This is a genomic window from Janthinobacterium sp. GW458P, assembly GCF_002127585.1.
Lineage (GTDB): Bacteria > Pseudomonadota > Gammaproteobacteria > Burkholderiales > Burkholderiaceae_D > Janthinobacterium.
Genome location: NZ_NEGZ01000003.1, coordinates 121,103 through 141,492 on the forward strand (window position 1 = coordinate 121,103; position 20,390 = coordinate 141,492).

Sequence of the window (20,390 nt, forward strand, 5' to 3'; positions counted from 1 at the left end):
ACGTCAACGCATATTAGAACAAAAAAAGTCCAATGAACAAAAAGATTCTGATTTTGTCCGTCTTCGTGGTCGCCTCCTGCGGCCTCGCGTATGAACTGATCGCCGGCGCCATGTCCAGCTACCTGCTCGGCGACTCCATCCTGCAGTTTTCCACCATCATCGGCTGCTACCTGTTTGCCATGGGTGTGGGCGCTCACTTTTCCAAGTATGTGCGGGACGACGACGTGCTCTCGCGCTTCGTCGACATCGAACTGGCCGTGGGCCTGATCGGCGGCCTGTCGGCCGCCATCCTGTTCATGACGTTCTCGTGGATGGCCGCGCCATTTCGCACCTTATTGTATGTGATGGTGTTCCTGATCGGCGCACTGGTCGGCATGGAAGTGCCGCTGGTGATGCGCGCCCTGAACTCGCGCCAGACGGAGTTTTCCGAACTGGTCAGCCGCGTGCTCACCTTCGATTACCTGGGTGCGCTGGCCGTCTCTCTGCTGTTTCCGCTGGTGCTGTCGCCCTACCTGGGCCTGGTGCGCACGGGCTTTTTGTTCGGCATGCTCAACGTGGGCGTGGGCCTGTGGACGATTTACGTGTTCCGCGCGGAGCTGAAGAATCTCACGGGTCGCTTCCTGCGCGCCTGCGCCGTGATGCTGGTGCTGGTCGCCGGCTTTGCCATGTCCGACCGCATGGTGGCCTGGGGCGAGCACGGCCTGTTCGGCGACCAGATCGTGTATTCCACCACCACGCCCTACCAGCGCCTGGTGATCACGCGCTGGAAGGACGATACGCGGCTGTACATCAACGGCAACCTGCAGTTTTCCTCGCGCGACGAGTACCGCTACCACGAGGCGCTGGTGCACCCCGTGCTCGAAGCCTTGCCGTGGGCGCGCCGCGTGCTGGTGCTGGGCGGCGGCGATGGCCTGGCGCTGCGCGAAATCCTGCGTTATCCACACATCGAACACGTCACCGTGGTCGACCTCGATCCTGCCATGACGGCCGCGTTTACCACGCGCCCGGAACTGGCAAAGTTAAATAACAGCTCGTTCTCGGACAAGCGCGTCACCGTCGTCAATGCCGATGCCGCCGTCTGGCTGCGCAACAACGGCGACATGTTCGACGCGGCCATCGTCGATTTCCCCGATCCGTCCAGCTTCGCGCTCGGCAAACTGTACTCGGTGCCGTTCTATGACCTGGTGAAAAAGCACCTGGCGGCCAAGGGCTTGATGGTGGTGCAATCGACGTCGCCGTTCTTTGCCCCGCACGCCTACTGGACCATCAATTCGACCCTGCGCGAAGTGGGCATGCGCACCTGGCCCTACCACGCCTACGTGCCTTCATTCGGCGAATGGGGTTTTATCCTCGCCTCGCCCCAGCTCGACTACACACCGCCGACGAAATACCGCCTGCCGATGCGCTACCTGAATGCGGACACCACGCGCGAGATGTTCATCTTCCCGCCCGACATGCAGCCGCTGCCCATGGCGCCGAACCGCTTGAATACCCAGTCGCTCGTGCATGAATTCGAGCAGGACTGGAACCGGGTGATCCGCTGATGCAGCGCCGCTCCTTCATGCTGTGGGCCGCTGGCGGCACAGCGGCAGCCGCCGCCGGCATCGGCAGCATCGCCGCGTATCTGCGCTGGCAGGAAATCACGCCGACAGTGCTGTATCCGGGCCGCAGCGAGGGGCATTATTTGCGCAAGCTGCTGCGCGAGGGCACGGCGCTGCCGCCGCCTTCGCGTACCTTGAGCACCGACGTGGCCATCCTCGGCTCCGGCATCGCGGGCCTGACGGCTGCCTGGCGTTTGAACAAGCTGGGGCACAGGGACTTTCTCATGATCGATGGCCCGCAGCCGTATGGCAACGCGGCCGGCGGCCACTTCGGCGACCTGGCCTATCCCACCGGCGGCCACTATCTGCCATTGCCGTCGCCCGAATCGACCCATGTGCGCGAAATCCTGTTCGACCTGGGGATCATCGAGCGCGACCCGCAGGCGGAAAAGCCATATTACGACGAGCGCTACATCCTGCACGCGCCGGAAGAGCGATTGCTGTTCAACGGTCAGTGGCAGGACGGCTTCATTCCCACCGAAGGCGTGCCGCCCGAGGAGCTCGCGCAGCATGAGCGCTTCTTTGCCGAGGTGCGGCGCCTGCGCCAGGCGCATGGCAACGATGGCAAGCGCGTCTTCGTCTTTCCTACCGTGGAGTCGTCGCAAGACCCGGCCTGGCAGGCGTTCGACACCATCACCTTGAAGCAGTGGATGGAACGCGAAGGCTATACCTCGCCCACCCTGCACTGGTACCTGAATTACTGCTGCCGCGACGATTACGGCACGCGCTACGATCAGGTTTCGGCCTGGGCCGGCCTGCATTACTACTGCAGCCGCTGGGGCCAGGCGGCCAATGCTGGCAACGGCGCCTGGCTGACCTGGCCGGGCGGCATGCAGCCGGTCGCCACGGCCATGGAACAGGCGTCCAAGGTCCGGCGCCACGCGGGCACGGTGGTTTCCCTCACGACGACGGCCAACGGCGTGGAAGCGCTGTGCCTGGAACTGGTCGACGGCCAGCCGCGCACCTATCTGGTCAAGGCGCGCAAGGCCATCTGCGCCATGCCTTTGTACGTGGCGGCGCGCGTGGTGAAGAACATCGCCGACTATGGCTTCGACGCGAAACGCGATACGCCCGCGTATGCGCCGTGGATGGTGGCGAATTTTTTACTTAAACGCTTTCCCGACGAACTGCCGCATGCGCCCCTGTGCTGGGACAACGTGGTGTACCAGGAACCTGGCCTTGGCTATGTCGTCTCGACCCACCAGGACATCCGCGTGCGCCCGCCCGAGAAAACCGTTTTCAGCGCCTACGTGGCACTGTCCGACCGCACGCCGCAGCAAGCGCGCAAGTGGCTCGACACGGCCAGCCCCGAAGAACTGCTGGCGCTGGCCAGCGTCGATTTAAAGACGGCGTATGGGCGCGATTTTGCCAGCTGCGTCGAGCGCGTCGACATCACCGTGCGCGGTCACGCCATGGCAGCGCCCTTGCCGGGATTCCGCAGCAACGCGGGCTTGAAGGCCTTGCGCGAACACGACGGCGCCATCCTGTTCGCGCATGCGGATTTGTCGGGCTTTTCCGTGTTCGAAGAGGCGGCGTGGTGGGGGGATAGGGCGGCGCGGCTGGCGGCTAACGTCTGACATAAGCTACTGCGCGTGGCAATTTGTGGCCTGCGATGCTCACTGCCTCGGCGGCCCCATGCTAAAGCACAGCTGCGCTTCTTAGCCCCAACTTGCTGCCGCTCGCTACGCTTTTGTCCGACGTTATATATAAAAAGGCCGGCGCAAGCGCCGGCCAGAGCCCCCTAAGGCTCGAACCGGTCTATTTGTTTTTGTTGATCACGTCGATGAACACGGCCGCCAGCAGTACCAGGCCCTTGATCACCTGCTGATAATCGATGCCGATGCCCATGATGGACATGCCGTTGTTCATCACGCCCATGATGAAGGCGCCGATGACGGCTCCCATCACCTTGCCCACGCCGCCCGAGGCCGACGCGCCGCCGATGAAGCAGGCGGCGATCACGTCCAGCTCGAAACCCGTGCCCGCCTTCGGCGTGGCCGTGTTCAGGCGCGCCGCGAAGATCAGGCCGGCCAGCGCGGCCAGCATGCCCATGTTGACGAAGGTGTAGAAGCTGACCCGTTCCGTCTTGATGCCGGACAGGCGCGCCGCCTTTTCATTGCCGCCCACGGCATACACGCGACGGCCCAGCACGGTGCGGTTGGTGATGAAGGTGTAGGCGACGATGAGCAGCGACATCACGGCCAGCACGTTGGGGAAGCCGCGGTACGACGCCAGCAGGTAGCTGAAATACACCATCACGGCCGCGAAGATGGCGTTTTTCAGCAGGAAGAAGGCGCGCGGCTCGTTTTCCATGCCGTGCTTCAGCTGCTTGGCGCGGCTGCGCAGCGAGGTGACGATCAGCGCCGCGGCGGCGATCACGCCCAGCAGCAGGGACAGGCCGCGCAGGTTTTCGCCGCCGAACGGGTCGGGCAGGAAGCCCGAGCTGAGCATCTGGAAGCCTTCCGGGAAAGGGCCGACCGACTGGCCTGCCAGCAGCGCCAGGGTCAGGCCCTTGAACACCAGCATGCCGGCCAGGGTGACGATAAACGACGGGATCTTGAAGAAGGCGACGAAATAGCCTTGCGCACCGCCGATGACGGCGCCGGCCAGCAGGCAGAGGATGCTGGCGGCGACAAAATGCATGTGATAGTTGACGATCAGGACGGCCGCCAGCGCGCCGACGAAGCCGACCACCGAGCCGACGGACAAATCGATATGGCCGGCCACGATGACCATCAGCATGCCCAGCGCCATGATGACGATGTAGCTGTTTTGCAGCACCAGGTTGGTCAGGTTCAGCGGCTGCATCAGCGTGCCGTCGGTCATGTACTGAAAAAAGCCCATGATGACGATCAGGGAGAGCAGCATGCCGTAGTCGCGCATATTGTTTTTCAGGAAGCCGGCATAGCTTTTCGCTTGCGGCGCGGTGCCGGGGGTGGTGCCTGCCGCCGCTCCCGCTGTCAGTTTATTGTCCATTGTTTTCTCCGTGTGTAACGATCGCGCGCATGATGCGCTCCTGCGATGCCTCTGCCGCGCTCAGTTCTGCCGCGAAGCGGCCTTCGTTCATGACATAGATCCGGTCGCACATGCCCAGCAATTCCGGCATTTCCGAGGAAATCATGATGATGCATTTGCCTTCGGCGGCCAGCTCGCTGATGATGCTGTAGATCTCGTACTTTGCGCCCACGTCGATGCCGCGGCTCGGTTCATCGAGGATCAGCACGTCGGGGCGCGAAAACAGCCATTTCGCCAGCACCACTTTCTGCTGGTTGCCGCCGGACAGGTTGACCACCTTCTGCGCCACGCTCGAGCAACGGGTCTTGAGCTTGCGGCGGAACTCCTCGGCCACGCTGAATTCACGCTGCTCGTCGATCACCATGTGCTGCGAAATCGCGTCCAGATTGGCCAGGCTGGTGTTCTTCTGGATGTCTTCCTCGAGGATCAGGCCCAGGCCCTTGCGGTCTTCCGTAACATACGCGAGGCCGTGGGCGATCGCCTTGCCAATGGTGCTGACGTCGATTTCCTGGCCATGCTTGAGCACCGTGCCGCTGATGCGCTGGCCGTAGGCGCGCCCGAACAGGCTCATTGCCAGTTCCGTGCGCCCGGAGCCCATCAGGCCGGCGATGCCGATGATCTCGCCCTTTTTGGCGTGCAGATTGATGCCCTTGATGACGGGGCGGTCGGCATGCTCGGGATGGAAGACGCGCCAGTCGCGCACTTCGAAAATGGTCTCGCCGATGCTGGGCGTGCGCGGCGGATAGCGGTCGGCCATCTCGCGCCCGACCATTTTTTCGATGATGCGGTCTTCGCTGACGGGCTCCGTGCGGCAGTCGAAGCTGTCGACCGTGTTCCCGTCGCGCAGCACCGTGATGGCGTCGGCGACTCTTGAGATTTCATTGAGCTTGTGCGAAATCAGGATCGAGGCGATGCCCTGGGCTTTCAGGCCCAGCAGCAGGTCGAGCAGGGCCGCGCTGTCGCTTTCATTCAGGCTGGCCGTCGGCTCGTCGAGGATCAGCAGCTTGACGTCCTTGCACAACGCCTTGGCGATTTCGATCAGCTGCTGTTTGCCCACGCCCAGATTGGTGATCAGGGTGTCCGGGGACTCCTTCAGGCCGACTTTCTGCAGCAGTTCGCGCGTCTTGCCTTGCGCGTATTCCCAGTCGATGACGCCCATATGGGCCGGCTCGTTGCCGAGGAAGATATTCTCGGCGATCGACAGCTGGGGCACCAGCGCCAGTTCCTGGTGGATGATGATGATGCCGATTTCTTCGCTGTCCTTGATGCCGCGGAAGTGCCGCGTCTGGCCCTGGTAATCGATGTCGCCCGTATAGCTGCCATGGCCATAGACGCCGCTCAGCACTTTCATCAGCGTGGATTTGCCGGCGCCGTTTTCGCCGACGATGGCGTGGATCTCGCCGCTGCGTACCCGCAGGTTGACATTGTCGAGCGCAACGACGCCCGGGAATGTTTTGCGTATCCCGCGCATTTCCAGGATAGTGTTCGTCATATAACCTCTCTGGCACGGCCGCGCTGGTGGGCAGCGGTCGTGCGGCAGTCTTGTTCTTGATCGTGCGTGAAGCGAAAGGCCCGGCAGTGCCGGGCCTTCAGTAGCATGGATGCTTATTTCACTTGCGCTTCCGTGTAGTAGCCGCTGCCGGTGACGAGCACCTGCTTCCAGTTCGCCTTGTCGACGGTGACCGGTTTTAACAGGTAGGACGGCACGACCTTCACGCCGTTGTTATAGGTCTTGGTGTCGTTGACGGCCGGCGCCTTGCCGCTCATCATCGCGTCGACCATGTTGGCCGTGACCTTGGCCAGTTCGCGCGTGTCCTTGAACACGGTCGATGCCTGTTCGCCGCGGATGATCGATTTCACCGACGGGATTTCCGCATCCTGGCCCGTGACGACGGGGAAGGGCTGTTTCGGCGTGCCGTAGCCGACACCCTTGAGCGAGGACAGGATGCCGATGCTCAAGCCGTCATATGGCGACAGCACCGCGTCGACGCGCGCATTGCCGTAGTAGGCGCTGAGCAGGTTGTCCATGCGTGCCTGCGCCACGGCGCCGTCCCAGCGCAGGGTGGCGACCTTTTCCATGCCCATCTGCTTCGAGCGCACCACCAGCTTGCCGCTGTCGATGTATGGTTTCAGGACCGACAGCGCGCCGTTGTAGAAGAAGTGCGCGTTGTTGTCGTCGGCCGAGCCGCCGAACAGTTCGATATTGAACGGGCCCTTGCCTTCCTTGAGTTTCAGCGCCGATTCGATATAGCCCGCTTGCAGCACGCCGACCTGGAAGTTGTCGAAGGTGGCGTAGTAATCGATGTTTTTCGTGCCGCGGATCAGACGGTCATACGAAATGACCTTGATGCCCTTGTCGGCCGCCTTTTGCAGCACGTTCGACAAGGTGGTGCCGTCGATGGCGGCGATCACCAGCACCTTGGCGCCCTTGGTGATCATGTTTTCCACCTGCGCCAGCTGGTTCGGGATGTCGTCGTCGGCAAACTGCAAGTCCGTCTTGTAGCCGCGCTCCTTGAATACCCTGACCATGTTGTCGCCGTCGGCGATCCAGCGCATGGACGACTTGGTTGGCATCGAGATGCCGATCGCGCCCTTGTCGGCGGCGCTTGCCACGGGTATTGCCGCCATGCCGGAGATGGCCAGCGCCAGGCTCGCGGTCAGCATTTTCATTGTTGTTTTCATTTCAGGTCTCCACCGTCTTCGATAGTTGAATGTGCCAGGGCCGTCGTCCAGTGGGCGGGCTCCGTGCGAATGGCCGATTGCGGGCCACGGCTGATACTAGTTTGTCCATCCATCCCTCACCAATCACTTTTTTCGCATTGGCGATATCCAAAACGATATCGATGGGCCAATTGATGCAATGCGCCATAGCGCCCCTTCCCGCCTGCGGACAGGGCGGCAGCGCAGGCCGGGCGGCGGCTTTTTTTTGTGCGCTGCAATACCAATAATCATCATTCAATTTGGTGATTTTCGTAATTGCGGCGACACAGGGCGGCGCGCAGAATCGGTCCGGACTTGAAGACCAGCCATCCCGTCACGACCTTTTGAAAGCTTGCCATGCAGCCGATTTCCCCTGCCTCCCTGTTGCCCGCCGAACTGGCGCAGGCGCTCCTCATCGGCCGCATCTGGCGTGACGGCCCCTGCGTCATCGCCGTGCGCGGCGGCGAGGTGATCGACATCACGCAGACGGCAGCGACGGTGTCCGGGCTGTTCGAACGCAGCGATGCGCTCGATATCGCCCGCCATGCACCCGGGATCGCGCTCGGTCCCGTGCAGGCGCTGCTGGCGCAGGCGCTGGCCGCGCCGGCCGGCGAGCCTTTGCTGCTGGCGCCGTGCGACCTGCAGGCCGTCAAGGCCTGCGGCGTGACCTTCGCCGTCAGCCTGCTCGAACGGGTGATCGAGGAACAGGCGGGCGGCGACGCGGCGCGCGCGGCAAGCCTGCGCGCCGCCCTGCAAACGACGCTGGGCGGCGACTTGTCCGCATTAAAACCGGGCTCGGAGGCGGCGCAGCGCCTGAAACAGCAGCTGCAGCAGCGCGGCGCCTGGTCGCAATACATGGAAGTAGGCATCGGCCCCGAGGCGGAAGTGTTTACCAAGGCGCAGCCGATGTCGTCGGTGGGCTGCGGCGCGCAGGTGGGCTTGCTGCCATCGTCTGCCTGGAACAACCCCGAGCCGGAGATCGTCCTGGCCGTCAACAGCCGCGGCGAGGTGCTGGGAGCGACCCTGGGCAACGACGTCAACCTGCGCGACATCGAAGGGCGCAGCGCCCTCTTGCTGGGCAAGGCCAAGGATAACAACGGTTCCTGCGCCATCGGCCCCTTCATTCGCCTGTTCGACGAACACTACACGCTCGACACCGTGCGCCAGGCGGAAGTGTCGCTGCTGATCGAGGGCGCGGACGACGGCTTTGTGCTCGAAGGCGCCAGCTTCATGCGCGAGATTAGCCGCGACCCGCTCGACCTCGTGCGCCAGACGGCAGGCCAGTACCACCAGTATCCGGACGGCTTCATGCTGTTCCTGGGGACCATGTTCTCGCCCGTGAAGGACCGCGGCGCGCAGGGCGGCGGCTTTACGCACCACCTGGGCGACCGCGTGACGATTGCCAGCGCCGCGCTGGGCGCGCTGGTCAATGAAGTGCAGCGCTGCGATGAGATTGCCCCCTGGACGTTTGGCGTGCGCGCGCTGTACCAGAACCTGGCCCGACGCGGTTTGCTTTAATTATTTATTAACTTCGAACGCGTTTAACAAAACCGTAGCGAGCGGATGAGAGTTGTGGCTGAGAAGCGGAGCTGTGCGCATGCACGGGGACGCCGAGTCAGTGAGCATCGGAGGCCGCAAATCTCGACGCGCAATAGGATTGGTTAAGCGTTCCTAAACAGAGAGACACCATGCAGCATGCAACTTACCCCAGCCTGGCAGGTCAGCGCGTCGTCATCACGGGCGGCGGCACCGGCATCGGCGTGGCCATCGTCGAGGCGTTCGCGCGCCAGGGCGCCCACGTCACCTTTCTCGACATCGCCCGCGAGGCGTCGCTGGCGCTGCAGGAAAAGCTGGCGCACCTGCCGCAGTCGCCCGTTTTCCGTTACTGCGACCTGACGGACCTGGCAGCCCTGGCCGCCACCTTCGCCGAGATCGAACACAGCGCGGGCGCCACGGATATCCTCGTCAACAATGCGGCCAATGACGACCGCCACCAGCTGCGGGATGTTACGCCCGCCTACTGGGACGAGCGCATCGCCGTCAACCTGCGCCACCAGTATTTCTGCGCCCAGGCAGTGGCGCCGGCCATGCGCGCCAAGGGCAGCGGCGTGATCCTCAACCTGGGCTCGATTTCCTGGCACCTGGCGCAGGCGAACCTGTCGATCTACATGACGGCGAAGGCGGGCATCGAGGGCCTGACCCGTGGACTGGCGCGCGACCTGGGTGCTGACGGCATCCGCGTCAACTGCATCATTCCCGGCGCCGTGCGCACGCCGCGCCAGGAGCGGCTGTGGCATACGCCGGAAGCGGAAGCCGTGATCCTGCAGGGACAATGCCTGCAGACGCGCGTGGAGCCGGAAGACGTGGCGGCGCTGGCGCTGTTCCTCGCGTCCGACAACGCGGCCAAGTGCGCCGGCCGCGAATACTATGTCGACGCCGGCTGGTACGGCGCATGAGCACCCCAGGCAACCGCCAGGCGCGGCGCTTCCGCTCGCAGGACTGGTTCGACAATCCCGACCACATCGACATGACGGCGCTGTACCTCGAGCGCTTCATGAACTACGGCATCACGGCCGAGGAACTGCGTTCGGGCCGGCCCATCATCGGCATCGCGCAAAGCGGCAGCGATATCAGTCCCTGCAACCGCATCCACCTGGAGCTGGCGCAGCGCGTGCGCGACGGCATCCGCGACGCGGGCGGCATCCCGATGGAGTTCCCGCTGCACCCGATCTTCGAAAACTGCCGCCGTCCCACGGCCGCGCTGGACCGCAACCTGGCCTATCTGGGCCTGGTGGAAATCCTGCATGGCTACCCGATCGACGCCGTGGTGCTGACGACGGGCTGCGACAAGACCACGCCGGCGCAACTGATGGCCGCCGCCACGGTGGACATTCCTGCCATCGTGCTGTCGGGCGGGCCCATGCTCGACGGCTGGATGGACGGCGAACTGGTCGGGTCCGGCGCGGCCATCTGGAAGGGCCGCCGCCAGCTGTCCGCCGGCATGATCGACAACGACAAATTCCTGCAGATCGCCGCCGCCTCGGCGCCGTCGGCCGGCCACTGCAACACCATGGGCACGGCATCGACCATGAATGCGCTGGCCGAAGCGCTGGGCATGTCCCTGACGGGCTGCTCGGCCATCCCCGCGCCGTACCGCGAGCGGGGTCAGATCGCCTATGCAACGGGGCGCCGCATCGTCGGCATGGCGCATGAGGACGTGCGCCCGTCGAGCATCCTCACGCGCGAGGCCTTCCTGGACGCCATCATCGTCAACGCGGCCATCGGCGGCTCCACCAACGCCCAGCCGCACCTGATGGCCATGGCGCGCCATGCGGGCGTGGAACTGCATTCGAGCGACTGGATGGAACACGGCTACGACGTGCCGCTGCTGTTGAACATGCAGCCGGCCGGCAAATTCCTGGGCGAGCGCTTCCACCGCGCCGGCGGCGTGCCGGCCGTGATGTGGGAGCTGCAGCAGGCGGGCTTGCTGCATGCCGAGCGGCCTACCGTCACGGGCCAGACGATGGCGGCGAACCTGGCGGGCCGTGAAAGCGCGGACCGCGAGATGATCCGCCCGTTTGCCGCGCCGCTGAAGGAAAAGGCCGGCTTTATGGCCTTGCAGGGCAACCTGTTCGACTTCGCCATCATGAAGACCAGCGTGATCTCGCCCGCTTTCCGCGAGCGCTATCTGTCACGTCCCGGCAGCGAGGGCGTGTTCGAGGCGCGCGCCATCGTCTTTGACGGTTCAAGCGACTATCACGCGCGCATCAACGACCCGGCGCTCAATATCGACGACAGCTGCATGCTGGTCATGCGCGGCGCCGGTCCCGTGGGCTGGCCCGGTTCGGCCGAAGTGGTCAACATGCAGCCGCCCGATGCCTTGCTCAAGGCGGGCATTTTGAACCTGCCGACCCTGGGCGACGGGCGCCAGTCGGGCACCTCGGACAGCCCGTCGATCCTGAACGCATCGCCGGAAAGCGCCGTGGGCGGCGGCCTGGCGCTGCTGCGCACGGGCGACATCATCCGCGTGGACCTGAACGGGGGGCAGTGCGACATGCTGGTCGATGCTGCTGAACTGGCGCGCCGCGCCCAGGAACTGCCGCCGCCCGTCAACGACAGCGCCACGCCGTGGCAGGAAATCTACCGCGCCAGCGTGGGCCAGCTGGAAACGGGCGCCTGCATGGAGCTGGCCCTGAAATACCGCGCCGTGGGACAGACCCTGCCGCGTCACAACCATTAGCAGTCGCAGCACCTAGGTCGGGTTAGCGCTTCGCGCGTAACCCGACAACACCGGCATCGCCACATTTTTCAGCAGCACCCGCAGTTAAAAAAACGTCGTTAATAAAATCCACAAGGAGACACACAATGAACAAGATCATCAGTGCAGCCATCATGACCGCCGTGCTGGCATTGAGCAGCAGCGCCGCCCTGGCCGATGCGAAAAACCCGAAGATCGGCTTTTCCATCGACGATTTGCGCGTCGAGCGCTGGACGCGCGACCGCGACTTCTTCATCGCCGCGGCCGAAAAGCAGGGCGCCAAGGTCTTCGTGCAGTCGGCCGACGCCAGCGAACAGCGCCAGATTTCGCAGATCGAAAACCTGATCTCGCGCGGCGTGGACGTGCTGGTGATCGTGCCGTTCAACGCCACTGTGCTCAACAACACCGTCAAGGAAGCGAAAAAGGCCGGCATCAAGGTGCTGTCGTATGACCGGCTGATCCTGAACGCCGATATCGATGCGTATATCTCGTTCGACAACGAGAAAGTGGGCGAGATGCAGGCCGAAGGCGTGACCAAGCTGCAGCCGAAGGGCAATTACTACTTGCTGGGCGGCTCACCGACCGACAACAACGCCAAGATGCTGCGCGAAGGCCAGATGAAGGTGCTCAAACCGTTCATCGACAAGGGCGACATCAAGATCGTCGGCCAGCAGTGGGTGAAGGACTGGAGCGCCACCGAAGCGCTGTCCATCGTGGAAAACGCGCTGACGGCCAACGGCAACAAGATCGACGCCATCGTCGCCTCGAACGACGGCACGGCCGGCGGCGCCATCCAGGCCCTGGCCGCGCAAAAACTGGCCGGCAAGGTGCCGGTCTCGGGCCAGGACGCCGATCTGGCGGCGGTCAAACGCGTCATCGCCGGCACGCAGTCGATGACCGTCTACAAACCCCTGAAAACCATCGCCGCTGAAGCGGCCAGGCTGGCCGTGCAACTGGCGCGCAATGAAAAGCCGGCCTACAACTCCAGCTATGACAACGGCCTGAAAAAGGTCAGCACGGTACTGCTGAAACCCACGCCCTTGACCAAGGCGAATGTGAACATTCTCGTCGATGACGGTTTTTATACCAAAGCTCAGTTGGGCAACTAAAAGCTGGGGGCAGACCCGCCGGGGGAGTACGCCCCAATGGGGCGCACTCCGATCCCGCAGGGACTGACCCATGATTTCTGTTAATCCGCAACGAGAGTGAGCATGTCCGACTATCTGCTTGAAATGAAAGGCATCGTCAAACAGTTTGGCGACGTCCGCGTAGGCGGTGTCCGCGCGCTTGACGGCATCGACCTGCAGGTGCGGGCCGGCGAGTGCATCGGCCTGTGCGGCGAGAATGGCGCCGGCAAGTCGACCCTGATGAAGGTGCTGTCCGGCGTGTACCCGCACGGCACCTGGGACGGCGAGATCCTGTGGGATGGCCAGCCCCTGCGCGCGCAATCGATCCGCGACACGGAAGACGCGGGCATCATCATCATCCACCAGGAACTGATGCTGGTGCCGCAGCTGTCCGTGGCCGAGAATATCTTCATGGGCCGCGAGCTCACTCTGCCGGGCGGGCGCATGCATTACGCGGCCATGTACAAGCGCGCGGACGAACTGCTGCGCGAATTGAAGATACCCGAGCTGAACGTGGCGATGCCCGTGATGAATTACGGCGGCGGTCACCAGCAGCTGGTGGAAATCGCCAAGGCGCTCAACAAGAACGCGCGCCTGCTGATACTCGACGAGCCGTCGTCGTCGCTGACGGCGTCGGAAATCGCCGTGTTGCTCGATATCCTGCGCGCGCTGAAGGCCAAGGGCGTCACCTGCATCTATATTTCGCACAAGCTCGATGAAGTGGCGGCCATCTGCGACACCATCGTCGTCATTCGCGACGGCAAGCATATCGCCACCACGCCGATGGCGCAGATGAACGTCGAGCGCATCATCGCGCAGATGGTGGGCCGCGAAATGAGCCAGCTGTACCCGCAGCGCGCGCAGCCAGCGGTCATCGGCGAGGTGCTGTTCGAGGCGCGCCACGTGAGCTGCATCGATGCCGACAATCCGCAGCGCAAGCGGGTCGACGATGTGTCGTTCACCCTGCGCCGTGGCGAGATCCTAGGCATCGCCGGCCTGGTGGGGGCGGGGCGTACGGAGCTCGTCTCGGCCCTGTTCGGCGCTTACCAGGGGCCTTGCCAGGCCGAAGTGTGGCTCGATGGCCGCCGCATCGACACTTCCTCCCCGCAAAAGGCCATCGGCATGGGCCTGGCCATGGTGCCGGAGGACCGCAAACATCATGGCATCGTGCCCGACCTCGACGTGGGGCAGAACATCACCCTGGCCGTGCTGGAGGAATTTTCGCGTGTCACGCGCATCGATGGCGAGGCGGAATTGAGGGCCGTGCGCGACGAGATCACGCAGCTGGAACTGAAGGCGGCCAGCCCGTCGTTGCCCATTACGAGCCTGTCGGGCGGCAACCAGCAAAAGGCCGTGCTGGCCAAGATGCTGCTGACGCGCCCGCGCGTGCTGATCCTCGACGAGCCCACGCGCGGCGTGGACGTGGGCGCCAAATATGAAATCTACAAACTGATGCTGGCACTGGCCGACCGGGGCGTGGCCATCATCATGGTCTCGTCGGAACTGGCCGAAGTGCTGGGCGTGTCCGACCGCGTGCTGGTGATGGGCGAAGGCCGCCTGCGCGGCGACTTTATCAACGATGGCCTGAGCCAGGAAACCGTGCTGGCGGCAGCGCTGGATCAGCGCCCGGCGCTCGCCGCCAATACAGCAAACAAGGAACCCGCAGCATGAAACCGCACAGTATCAAACAGCTGTTCACCCAATACAAGATGCTGGCCCTGCTGATCGCCGTGGCGCTGATCTGGGCCTTCTTTTCGTGGAAGACGCAGGGCAGCTTCCTCACGCCGCGCAACCTGTCGAATCTGCTGCGCCAGATGTCCGTCACCGGCATCCTCGCCTGCGGCATGGTGCTGGTGATTATCGCCGGCGAGATCGACCTGTCGATCGGCTCCCTGCTGGGGCTACTCGGCGGCATCGCCGCCGTGCTGGACGTAACGCAGCACTGGCCGCTGGCGCTGAACCTGATGGCGGTGCTGGGCTGCGGCCTGGTGATCGGCCTCTTGAATGGCTACCTGACGGCATACCGGGGTATTCCGTCCTTCATCGTCGGCCTGGGCGGCATGTTGGCATATCGCGGCATCCTGCTGGGCATCACGGGCGGCATTACGATCGCCCCCGTCTCCGAGCCGATGGTCTACCTGGGACAGGGTTACCTGCCCGCGGTGCCCGGCATCGTGCTGGGCATCGGCCTGTTCCTGCTGGCCGCCTTTTTGACGTGGCGCGCGCGCGTCAGCCGCGCCCGGCATGGCTTGCCGCAGACGGCGCCCTGGGCCGACGGCCTGCGCCTGGCCGTCATCGGCGCCGTGCTGTATGCCTTCGTGCGGACCCTGAACGGCTATGAAGGCATCCCGCTGCCCGTGCTGCTGTTGCTGGCCTTGCTGGGATTGTTCAGCTACATCACCAGCCAGACTGTGTTCGGCCGCCGCATCTACGCCGTCGGCAGCAATATGGAAGCGACGCGTTTGTCCGGCATCAACGTCAAAGCCGTCAAGCTGTGGATATTCGGCATCATGGGCCTGATGTGCGCGCTGGCGGGGCTGATCAACACGGGCCGCCTGGCGGCCGGTTCGCCGTCGGCCGGCACTTTCAGCGAACTCGATGCGATTGCCGCCTGCTTCATCGGCGGCACCTCGATGCGCGGCGGTTCGGGCACCGTGTACGGCGCCCTGATCGGCGCGCTGGTGATGGCCAGCCTCGATAACGGCATGTCCATGCTGGACGTGGACACCTACTGGCAGATGATCGTGAAAGGCAGTATTCTGACCCTCGCCGTCTGGGTCGATGTCAGTACAAGGGCGGGACGCCGGTAAAACCGATGCGCGACCGGCAGCCAGGGACGAAAATACGTCGCGGCCGCCACATGGAGGAGACACCAGCATGAAATTACCGACCGCGCACCGGATCGCGCTGCTGTTTAACGGGAATAAAATCTACGACCGCGACATCATCGCCGGCATCGCCGCCTACCTGAACACCACGCGCGTGTCGTGGGACCTGTTCCTGGAAGAGGATTTCCGCTGCCGCCTGCCCGGCATCGAACGCTGGCAGGGCGACGGCATCATCGCCGATTTCGACGATCCCGCCGTGTGCGCGGCGCTGTCAAACAGCCGCCTGCCCGTGGTGGCCGTGGGCGGCTCGTATGCGCGCGCGGACGATTACCCGGCCGGCATCCCGTATGTGGCGACCGATAATTTCAAGATCGTCAAGCTGGCCTATGAACACCTGGTGGAAGCGGGCCTGAGCCGCTTTGCCTGTTTCAGCCTGCCCGAGGCCGATGTCAACCGCTGGGCCCAGGAACGGGAAACAGCGTTTTGCGCCCTGATGGAGCGCGACCACATGCGCGCCGACGTGTACCGGGGCGTGGCCACCAGCGCGCCGTCTTGGGACGAGGCGGTGGAGCAGCAGATCGCCTGGCTCAACAGCCTGGAAAAACCCGTCGGCATCATCGCTGTCAGCGACGCGCGCGCGCGCCAGCTGCTGCAAGCGTGCATGCACGCGGGTATCGCCGTGCCGGAGCAAGTGGCCCTGATCGGCATCGACAACGACCCGCTGGCGCGCATGCTCACGCGCATACCCTTGAGTTCCGTGATCCAGGGCACCGAGGAAATGGGCCGCACGGCCGCGCATTTGCTGCACCAGATGCTCAACGGCGCGCGCCTGTCCGGCACGCGCATCCTGGTGCCGCCGGCCGGCCTGAACGTGCTCGCTTCCACGCGCCACCAGCCCTTCCAGCATCCGCAGGTGATGCAGGCGCGCCACTTCATCCGCCAGTACGCCTGCCAGGGCATCAAGACGGAGCAGGTGGCCGATTACGTGGGCGTGTCACGCTCCTCGCTCGAAGCGCACTTCCGCCACGAGTTGGGGCGCAGCGTGCACGACGAGATCCTGCATTTCAAGCTCGATGCGGCCAAGACCCTGCTGGCGCACGGGCCGGGGCAGGTGTCCGAGGTGGCCGTGCGTTGCGGCTTTACCACGGTGCAGTACATGCACGCCGTCTTCAAGCGCGAACTCGGTTGCACGCCGCGCGAATTCCAGCAGCGCAGCCGGCCGCCGCCAGCGCCCGGGCAGGCGCCATGATGCATCTGCTGCGCAATGCGCGCGGCATGCGCGTGGCCATCGACGCGCACGACGCCAGCGTGCGGGCCTGGTGGGCGCCCGACCGTTATGGCCGCCTGGCCGACGTGCTGGGCGCCGCGCCCCCTGCGGCGCGTGCGCCTGCGGGCTGGCAGTGCGCGCCGCCGGACGACGGCCGCTTGCTGCTGCACCTGGCGCACGACGGCCTGTCGGTGCGCCTGGCCTACCGGCTTGACGACGATGGCAGCCTGCACCTCGACTGCGCCGCCACGGCCGATACGGTTTCCCGTTTTGCGCTTGCCGCGCCCCGCTTCAACCTGCAGGGCGGCCGCGCCGCCGTGGGCGACCATGTGCTGCGCCTGGCCGCGGACCGTTACCGGCCTGGGCCTTGGCCCGGCGGCTGCGCGGGCGACGCTGCGCTCGATGTGGCGGGCAGCGCGTTTGACTTCCGCCMACCGGCGCCGCTCGCTTCACGCCTGGCCTGGCCTGCGCTGGTGAACTTGCCGGGATTCCGGCATGACTTTTACTGGACGGGCAGCGGCCCGCTGCGCGAGGCGGCGCGGGTTGCCGACCCCGCTTCCGGCCGGGTCCTGCGTTTTTCCAGCACCCAGGACAGCTGCCATCTGTATTCCGATGCGCGCTGTTTTTCCCTGCTGGCGCAGGGCGCGCAAATGCAGCCGGGACAGGTGATGGGGTTCCAGCTCGCCTACCGCTTGGGCGTGCAGGATCTCGACGCGTTTGACATATCCGAACCGGTATCAATGATGTCAAATAAGTGATTGGTCAGATATGCGGGGCAGTTCTACCATGGGGTAGTTTTTCCCTCATTTATTTTGTCCTGACCGACGCTGCGAACCTGCCCATGAACATACTTACCATCGATGCCGGCACCACCAATACGCGTACCTTGCTGTGGCGCGCAGGCGCCGTCGTCGCCCAGGCGCAGCTGGAAACGGGCGTGCGCAATACCGCCATCGATGGCCATAACGGCGCGCTGAAACAGGCGCTGCGCGACACCATCGCCAGCGTGCTGGCCAGCGCCGGCATCGCGCCGACCGCCGTGGACCTGGCGCTGGCCTCGGGCATGATCACTTCGCCCATGGGGATGCAGGAAGTGCCGCATTTGCCGGCGCCCGCCGGTCTGGCCCAGCTGGCGCAAGGCATGCAGGCGGTGGACTTGCCCGACGTGCTGGCGCAGCCCCTGTGGCTGATTCCCGGCGTGCGCAACCAGCATGGCGCCGTCGGCCTGCATAACGTCGAGGCGATGGACATGATGCGCGGCGAAGAGACGGAAGTGGTAGCGCTGCTCGAGCGCCTGCAATTGCGGAGTGCGGCGACCCTGATCATGCCCGGTTCGCATACCAAATTGATCAGCGTGGACGAGCAGCGCCGCATCCTCGGTTGCAGCACCACCATCGCTGGAGAATTGCTGCAGGCGATCACGCAGCACACCCTGATCAAGCAATCGGTCGATGGCGGTTTTGCGCAGACCCTGGTGCCGAAAATGCTGCTGGCCGGCGCGGCGGCGGCGCAAAAGACGGGGCTGGCGCGCGCCTGCTTCAGCGTGCGCACCCTGGGCCAGTTCAGCGCCATCGAATGCAATGAGCGGGCCAATTTTTTGATGGGCGCCGTGCTCAGCGGCGACTTGCTGGCGCTGCGCAACAGCACCGCCATCCAGATGCGGCCCGATACGCCGCTCGTCATCACCGGCAAGCCCATGTTGCGCCAGGCGCTCGGGCTACTGATCGAAGAACACGGATTTTTTTATGGCAAGCGCATCATCGTCGACGACCAGCAGCAGGCAAATCTGGCCGGCCACGGTGCGCTGCTGATCGCCGCCGCGCGCGGCTTGATTTCCCGGCAGGAGACAGTATGAGCAGCAACAAGAACAAGCATCCCTTGCGTTCGCAAGCGTGGTTTGGCGGCGACGACAAGGACAGTTTCATTCACCGCAGCTGGATGAAGAACCAGGGCTATCCCGGCGACGCCTTCGATGGCCGTCCCGTCATCGGCATCTGCAATACCTGGTCCGAGCTGACGCCCTGCAATGGCCATTTCCGCGACCTGGCCGAGATGGTCAAGCGCGGCGTGCTCGAAGCGGGCGGCTTTCCCGTCGAATTTCCCGTCATGTCGCTGGGCGAGACGAATTTGCGCCCGACGGCCATGCTGTTCCGTAACCTGGCCAGCATGGATGTCGAGGAATCGATCCGCGCCAACCCCATTGACGGCGTGGTGCTGCTGACGGGCTGCGACAAGACCACGCCGGCCTTGCTGATGGGCGCGGCCAGCGTGGACTTGCCCACCATCGTGCTGTCGGGCGGTCCCATGCTGAACGGGAATTACCGGGGCAAGCCGATCGGCTCGGGCACGGACGTGTGGAAGTTTTCCGAAGACGTGCGGGCAGGGCGCATGACCTCAAACGAATTCAAGCAGGCCGAATCGTGCATGTCGCGTTCCGCCGGCCACTGCATGACCATGGGCACGGCCTCCACCATGGCCAGCATGGCCGAGGCGCTGGGCGTGACCCTGCCCGGCAACGCGGCCATTCCCGCCGTCGATGCGCGCCGCAAACTGCAGGCGCAGCTGACGGGCCGGCGTATCGTCGACATGGTGCATGAAGACCTGAAGCTGTCGCAGATCCTCACGCGCGCAGCGTTTGAAAACGCCATCATGGTCAACGGCGCCATCGGCGGCTCGACCAATGCCGTGATCCACCTGCTGGCCATTGCCGGGCGCATCGGCGTGGACATGCGCCTGGCCGACTGGGACCGCCTGGGCCGTGACATTCCCTGTTTGCTCAACCTGATGCCTTCGGGCCAGTACCTGATGGAAGATTTTTATTATGCGGGCGGCCTGCCCGTGATCATCCGCGACCTGCTGGGCAAATTGCATGGCGGGGCGCTCACCGTCACGGGCGCCAGCATGGCCGTCAACGTGGCCGAGGCGGAAAATTTCAATCCCGAGGTGATCACGCCACTGGCGCAGCCATTCAAGGACGAGGGCGGCATCGCCGTCCTGCAGGGCAACCTGGCCCCGCGCGGCGCCGTCATCAAGCCTTCCGCCGCGTCGCCTGAGCTGATGCAGCACCGTGGCCGCGCCGTCGTCTTCAACAGCATCGAACACTATAAAAAGCGTATCGACGACCCCGCGCTCGACATCGACGCCAGCTGTGTGATGGTGCTGCAAAATTGCGGCCCGCAGGGTTATCCGGGCATGGCCGAAGTGGGCAATATGGGATTGCCGAAAAAACTGCTGGAGCAGGGCGTGCGCGACATGGTGCGCATCTCGGACGCGCGCATGAGCGGCACGGCCTATGGCACGGTGGTGCTGCACGTGGCGCCGGAAGCGGCCGTGGGCGGGCCGCTGGCGCTGGTGCGCGATGGCGACATGATTGAACTGGATGTGGCGGGACGGCGCTTGCACCTGGACGTCGACGAGGCCGAGCTGGCGCGCCGGCGCGAAGAATGGCGCGCGCCGCCACCGGCCATGCAGGGCGGCTACCAGTCGATGTACATCAAGCACGTGACGCAGGCCGACGAAGGCGCGGACCTGGACTTCCTCGTTGGCTGCCGGGGTTCGGCCGTGCCGCGCGAGTCACACTAAAAAGGAAAAAAA

At 64.4% G+C, this 20,390-nt stretch carries 15 protein-coding genes; 12 read left to right on the forward strand and 3 right to left on the reverse strand.

Translation table 11 applies throughout. The features are described 5' to 3' along the window. The first annotated feature begins 32 nt into the window (after positions 1 to 32). Both CBW50_RS04050 and CBW50_RS04055 read left to right on the forward strand, forming a co-directional pair. Entirely contained in the window at positions 33 to 1,544 is a 1,512-nt protein-coding gene (locus CBW50_RS04050) for a polyamine aminopropyltransferase (RefSeq protein WP_086144323.1), read from the forward strand. Beyond that, complete coding sequence (locus CBW50_RS04055; protein ID WP_086144324.1) at positions 1,544 to 3,178, forward strand: NAD(P)-binding protein; 1,635 nt, start codon at positions 1,544 to 1,546, stop codon at positions 3,176 to 3,178. The genes CBW50_RS04050 and CBW50_RS04055 overlap by 1 nt, the downstream gene beginning before the upstream one ends. A gap of 181 nt (positions 3,179 to 3,359) precedes the next feature. Here CBW50_RS04055 and mmsB read toward each other — a convergent pair whose 3' ends face one another. The 3 genes from mmsB to chvE all read right to left on the reverse strand — a co-directional run bounded on the left by mmsB (position 3,360) and on the right by chvE (position 7,244). Next, a complete protein-coding gene (gene mmsB / locus CBW50_RS04060; RefSeq protein WP_086144325.1) occupies positions 3,360 to 4,577 on the reverse strand; it encodes a multiple monosaccharide ABC transporter permease in 1,218 nt (405 codons plus the stop codon). Beyond that, positions 4,567 to 6,108 carry a multiple monosaccharide ABC transporter ATP-binding protein gene (mmsA, locus tag CBW50_RS04065; protein ID WP_086144326.1) on the reverse strand — a complete coding sequence of 514 codons (1,542 nt, stop codon included), beginning with the start codon at positions 6,106 to 6,108 and terminating at the stop codon, positions 4,567 to 4,569. The genes mmsB and mmsA overlap by 11 nt, the downstream gene beginning before the upstream one ends. 113 nt (positions 6,109 to 6,221) lie before the next feature. Continuing rightward, entirely contained in the window at positions 6,222 to 7,244 is a 1,023-nt protein-coding gene (gene chvE, locus CBW50_RS04070; RefSeq protein ID WP_301178798.1) for a multiple monosaccharide ABC transporter substrate-binding protein, read from the reverse strand. A gap of 429 nt (positions 7,245 to 7,673) precedes the next feature. Between chvE and CBW50_RS04075 the strand changes: the two genes are divergently transcribed. From CBW50_RS04075 to araD, 10 genes are all read left to right on the forward strand, one after another. Beyond that, positions 7,674 to 8,834: a fumarylacetoacetate hydrolase family protein gene (locus CBW50_RS04075; RefSeq protein WP_086144328.1), complete on the forward strand. Its 1,161-nt coding sequence runs from the start codon at positions 7,674 to 7,676 to the stop codon at positions 8,832 to 8,834. Between the two features lie 170 nt (positions 8,835 to 9,004). After that, the gene (locus CBW50_RS04080) at positions 9,005 to 9,772 is read left to right on the forward strand and encodes an SDR family NAD(P)-dependent oxidoreductase (protein WP_086144329.1); all 768 of its coding nucleotides are present in this window, start codon (positions 9,005 to 9,007) and stop codon (positions 9,770 to 9,772) included. Continuing rightward, positions 9,769 to 11,556, forward strand: coding sequence for an IlvD/Edd family dehydratase (locus CBW50_RS04085; RefSeq protein ID WP_086144330.1), 1,788 nt, complete (start codon positions 9,769 to 9,771; stop codon positions 11,554 to 11,556). The genes CBW50_RS04080 and CBW50_RS04085 overlap by 4 nt, the downstream gene beginning before the upstream one ends. Before the next feature lie 125 nt (positions 11,557 to 11,681). Continuing rightward, positions 11,682 to 12,683, forward strand: coding sequence for a D-xylose ABC transporter substrate-binding protein (xylF, locus tag CBW50_RS04090; protein ID WP_216356311.1), 1,002 nt, complete (start codon positions 11,682 to 11,684; stop codon positions 12,681 to 12,683). A 102-nt stretch (positions 12,684 to 12,785) separates the two neighbouring features. Next, entirely contained in the window at positions 12,786 to 14,372 is a 1,587-nt protein-coding gene (gene xylG, locus CBW50_RS04095; RefSeq protein ID WP_086144331.1) for a D-xylose ABC transporter ATP-binding protein, read from the forward strand. Then, positions 14,369 to 15,511, forward strand: a complete 1,143-nt coding sequence (locus CBW50_RS04100) for a sugar ABC transporter permease (protein WP_086144332.1) — start codon at positions 14,369 to 14,371, stop codon at positions 15,509 to 15,511. The genes xylG and CBW50_RS04100 overlap by 4 nt, the downstream gene beginning before the upstream one ends. A 67-nt stretch (positions 15,512 to 15,578) precedes the next feature. Next, complete coding sequence (locus CBW50_RS04105) at positions 15,579 to 16,778, forward strand: DNA-binding transcriptional regulator (RefSeq protein ID WP_086144333.1); 1,200 nt, start codon at positions 15,579 to 15,581, stop codon at positions 16,776 to 16,778. Further along, on the forward strand, positions 16,775 to 17,554 hold the full coding sequence (locus tag CBW50_RS04110; protein WP_139842393.1) for a hypothetical protein: 780 nt from the start codon (positions 16,775 to 16,777) through the stop codon (positions 17,552 to 17,554). The genes CBW50_RS04105 and CBW50_RS04110 overlap by 4 nt, the downstream gene beginning before the upstream one ends. 83 nt (positions 17,555 to 17,637) lie before the next feature. Beyond that, positions 17,638 to 18,651 carry a 2-dehydro-3-deoxygalactonokinase gene (locus CBW50_RS04115; RefSeq protein ID WP_086144335.1) on the forward strand — a complete coding sequence of 338 codons (1,014 nt, stop codon included), beginning with the start codon at positions 17,638 to 17,640 and terminating at the stop codon, positions 18,649 to 18,651. Then, positions 18,648 to 20,378, forward strand: a complete 1,731-nt coding sequence (gene araD / locus CBW50_RS04120; protein ID WP_086144336.1) for an L-arabinonate dehydratase — start codon at positions 18,648 to 18,650, stop codon at positions 20,376 to 20,378. Before CBW50_RS04115 ends, araD begins: the two co-directional genes overlap by 4 nt. Positions 20,379 to 20,390 lie beyond the last annotated feature (12 nt).

Coding starts and splice junctions, on each gene's coding strand:
- xylG (WP_086144331.1), top strand. CDS start 12,786: ATGTCCGACTATCTGCTTGAAATGAAAGGCATCGTCAAACAGTTTGGC.
- mmsA (WP_086144326.1), bottom strand. CDS start 6,108: ATGACGAACACTATCCTGGAAATGCGCGGGATACGCAAAACATTCCCG.
- CBW50_RS04100 (WP_086144332.1), top strand. CDS start 14,369: ATGAAACCGCACAGTATCAAACAGCTGTTCACCCAATACAAGATGCTG.
- chvE (WP_301178798.1), bottom strand. CDS start 7,244: ATGGCGGCAATACCCGTGGCAAGCGCCGCCGACAAGGGCGCGATCGGC.
- mmsB (WP_086144325.1), bottom strand. CDS start 4,577: ATGGACAATAAACTGACAGCGGGAGCGGCGGCAGGCACCACCCCCGGC.
- xylF (WP_216356311.1), top strand. CDS start 11,682: ATGAACAAGATCATCAGTGCAGCCATCATGACCGCCGTGCTGGCATTG.
- CBW50_RS04075 (WP_086144328.1), top strand. CDS start 7,674: ATGCAGCCGATTTCCCCTGCCTCCCTGTTGCCCGCCGAACTGGCGCAG.
- CBW50_RS04085 (WP_086144330.1), top strand. CDS start 9,769: ATGAGCACCCCAGGCAACCGCCAGGCGCGGCGCTTCCGCTCGCAGGAC.
- CBW50_RS04055 (WP_086144324.1), top strand. CDS start 1,544: ATGCAGCGCCGCTCCTTCATGCTGTGGGCCGCTGGCGGCACAGCGGCA.
- araD (WP_086144336.1), top strand. CDS start 18,648: ATGAGCAGCAACAAGAACAAGCATCCCTTGCGTTCGCAAGCGTGGTTT.
- CBW50_RS04105 (WP_086144333.1), top strand. CDS start 15,579: ATGAAATTACCGACCGCGCACCGGATCGCGCTGCTGTTTAACGGGAAT.
- CBW50_RS04050 (WP_086144323.1), top strand. CDS start 33: ATGAACAAAAAGATTCTGATTTTGTCCGTCTTCGTGGTCGCCTCCTGC.
- CBW50_RS04115 (WP_086144335.1), top strand. CDS start 17,638: ATGAACATACTTACCATCGATGCCGGCACCACCAATACGCGTACCTTG.
- CBW50_RS04080 (WP_086144329.1), top strand. CDS start 9,005: ATGCAGCATGCAACTTACCCCAGCCTGGCAGGTCAGCGCGTCGTCATC.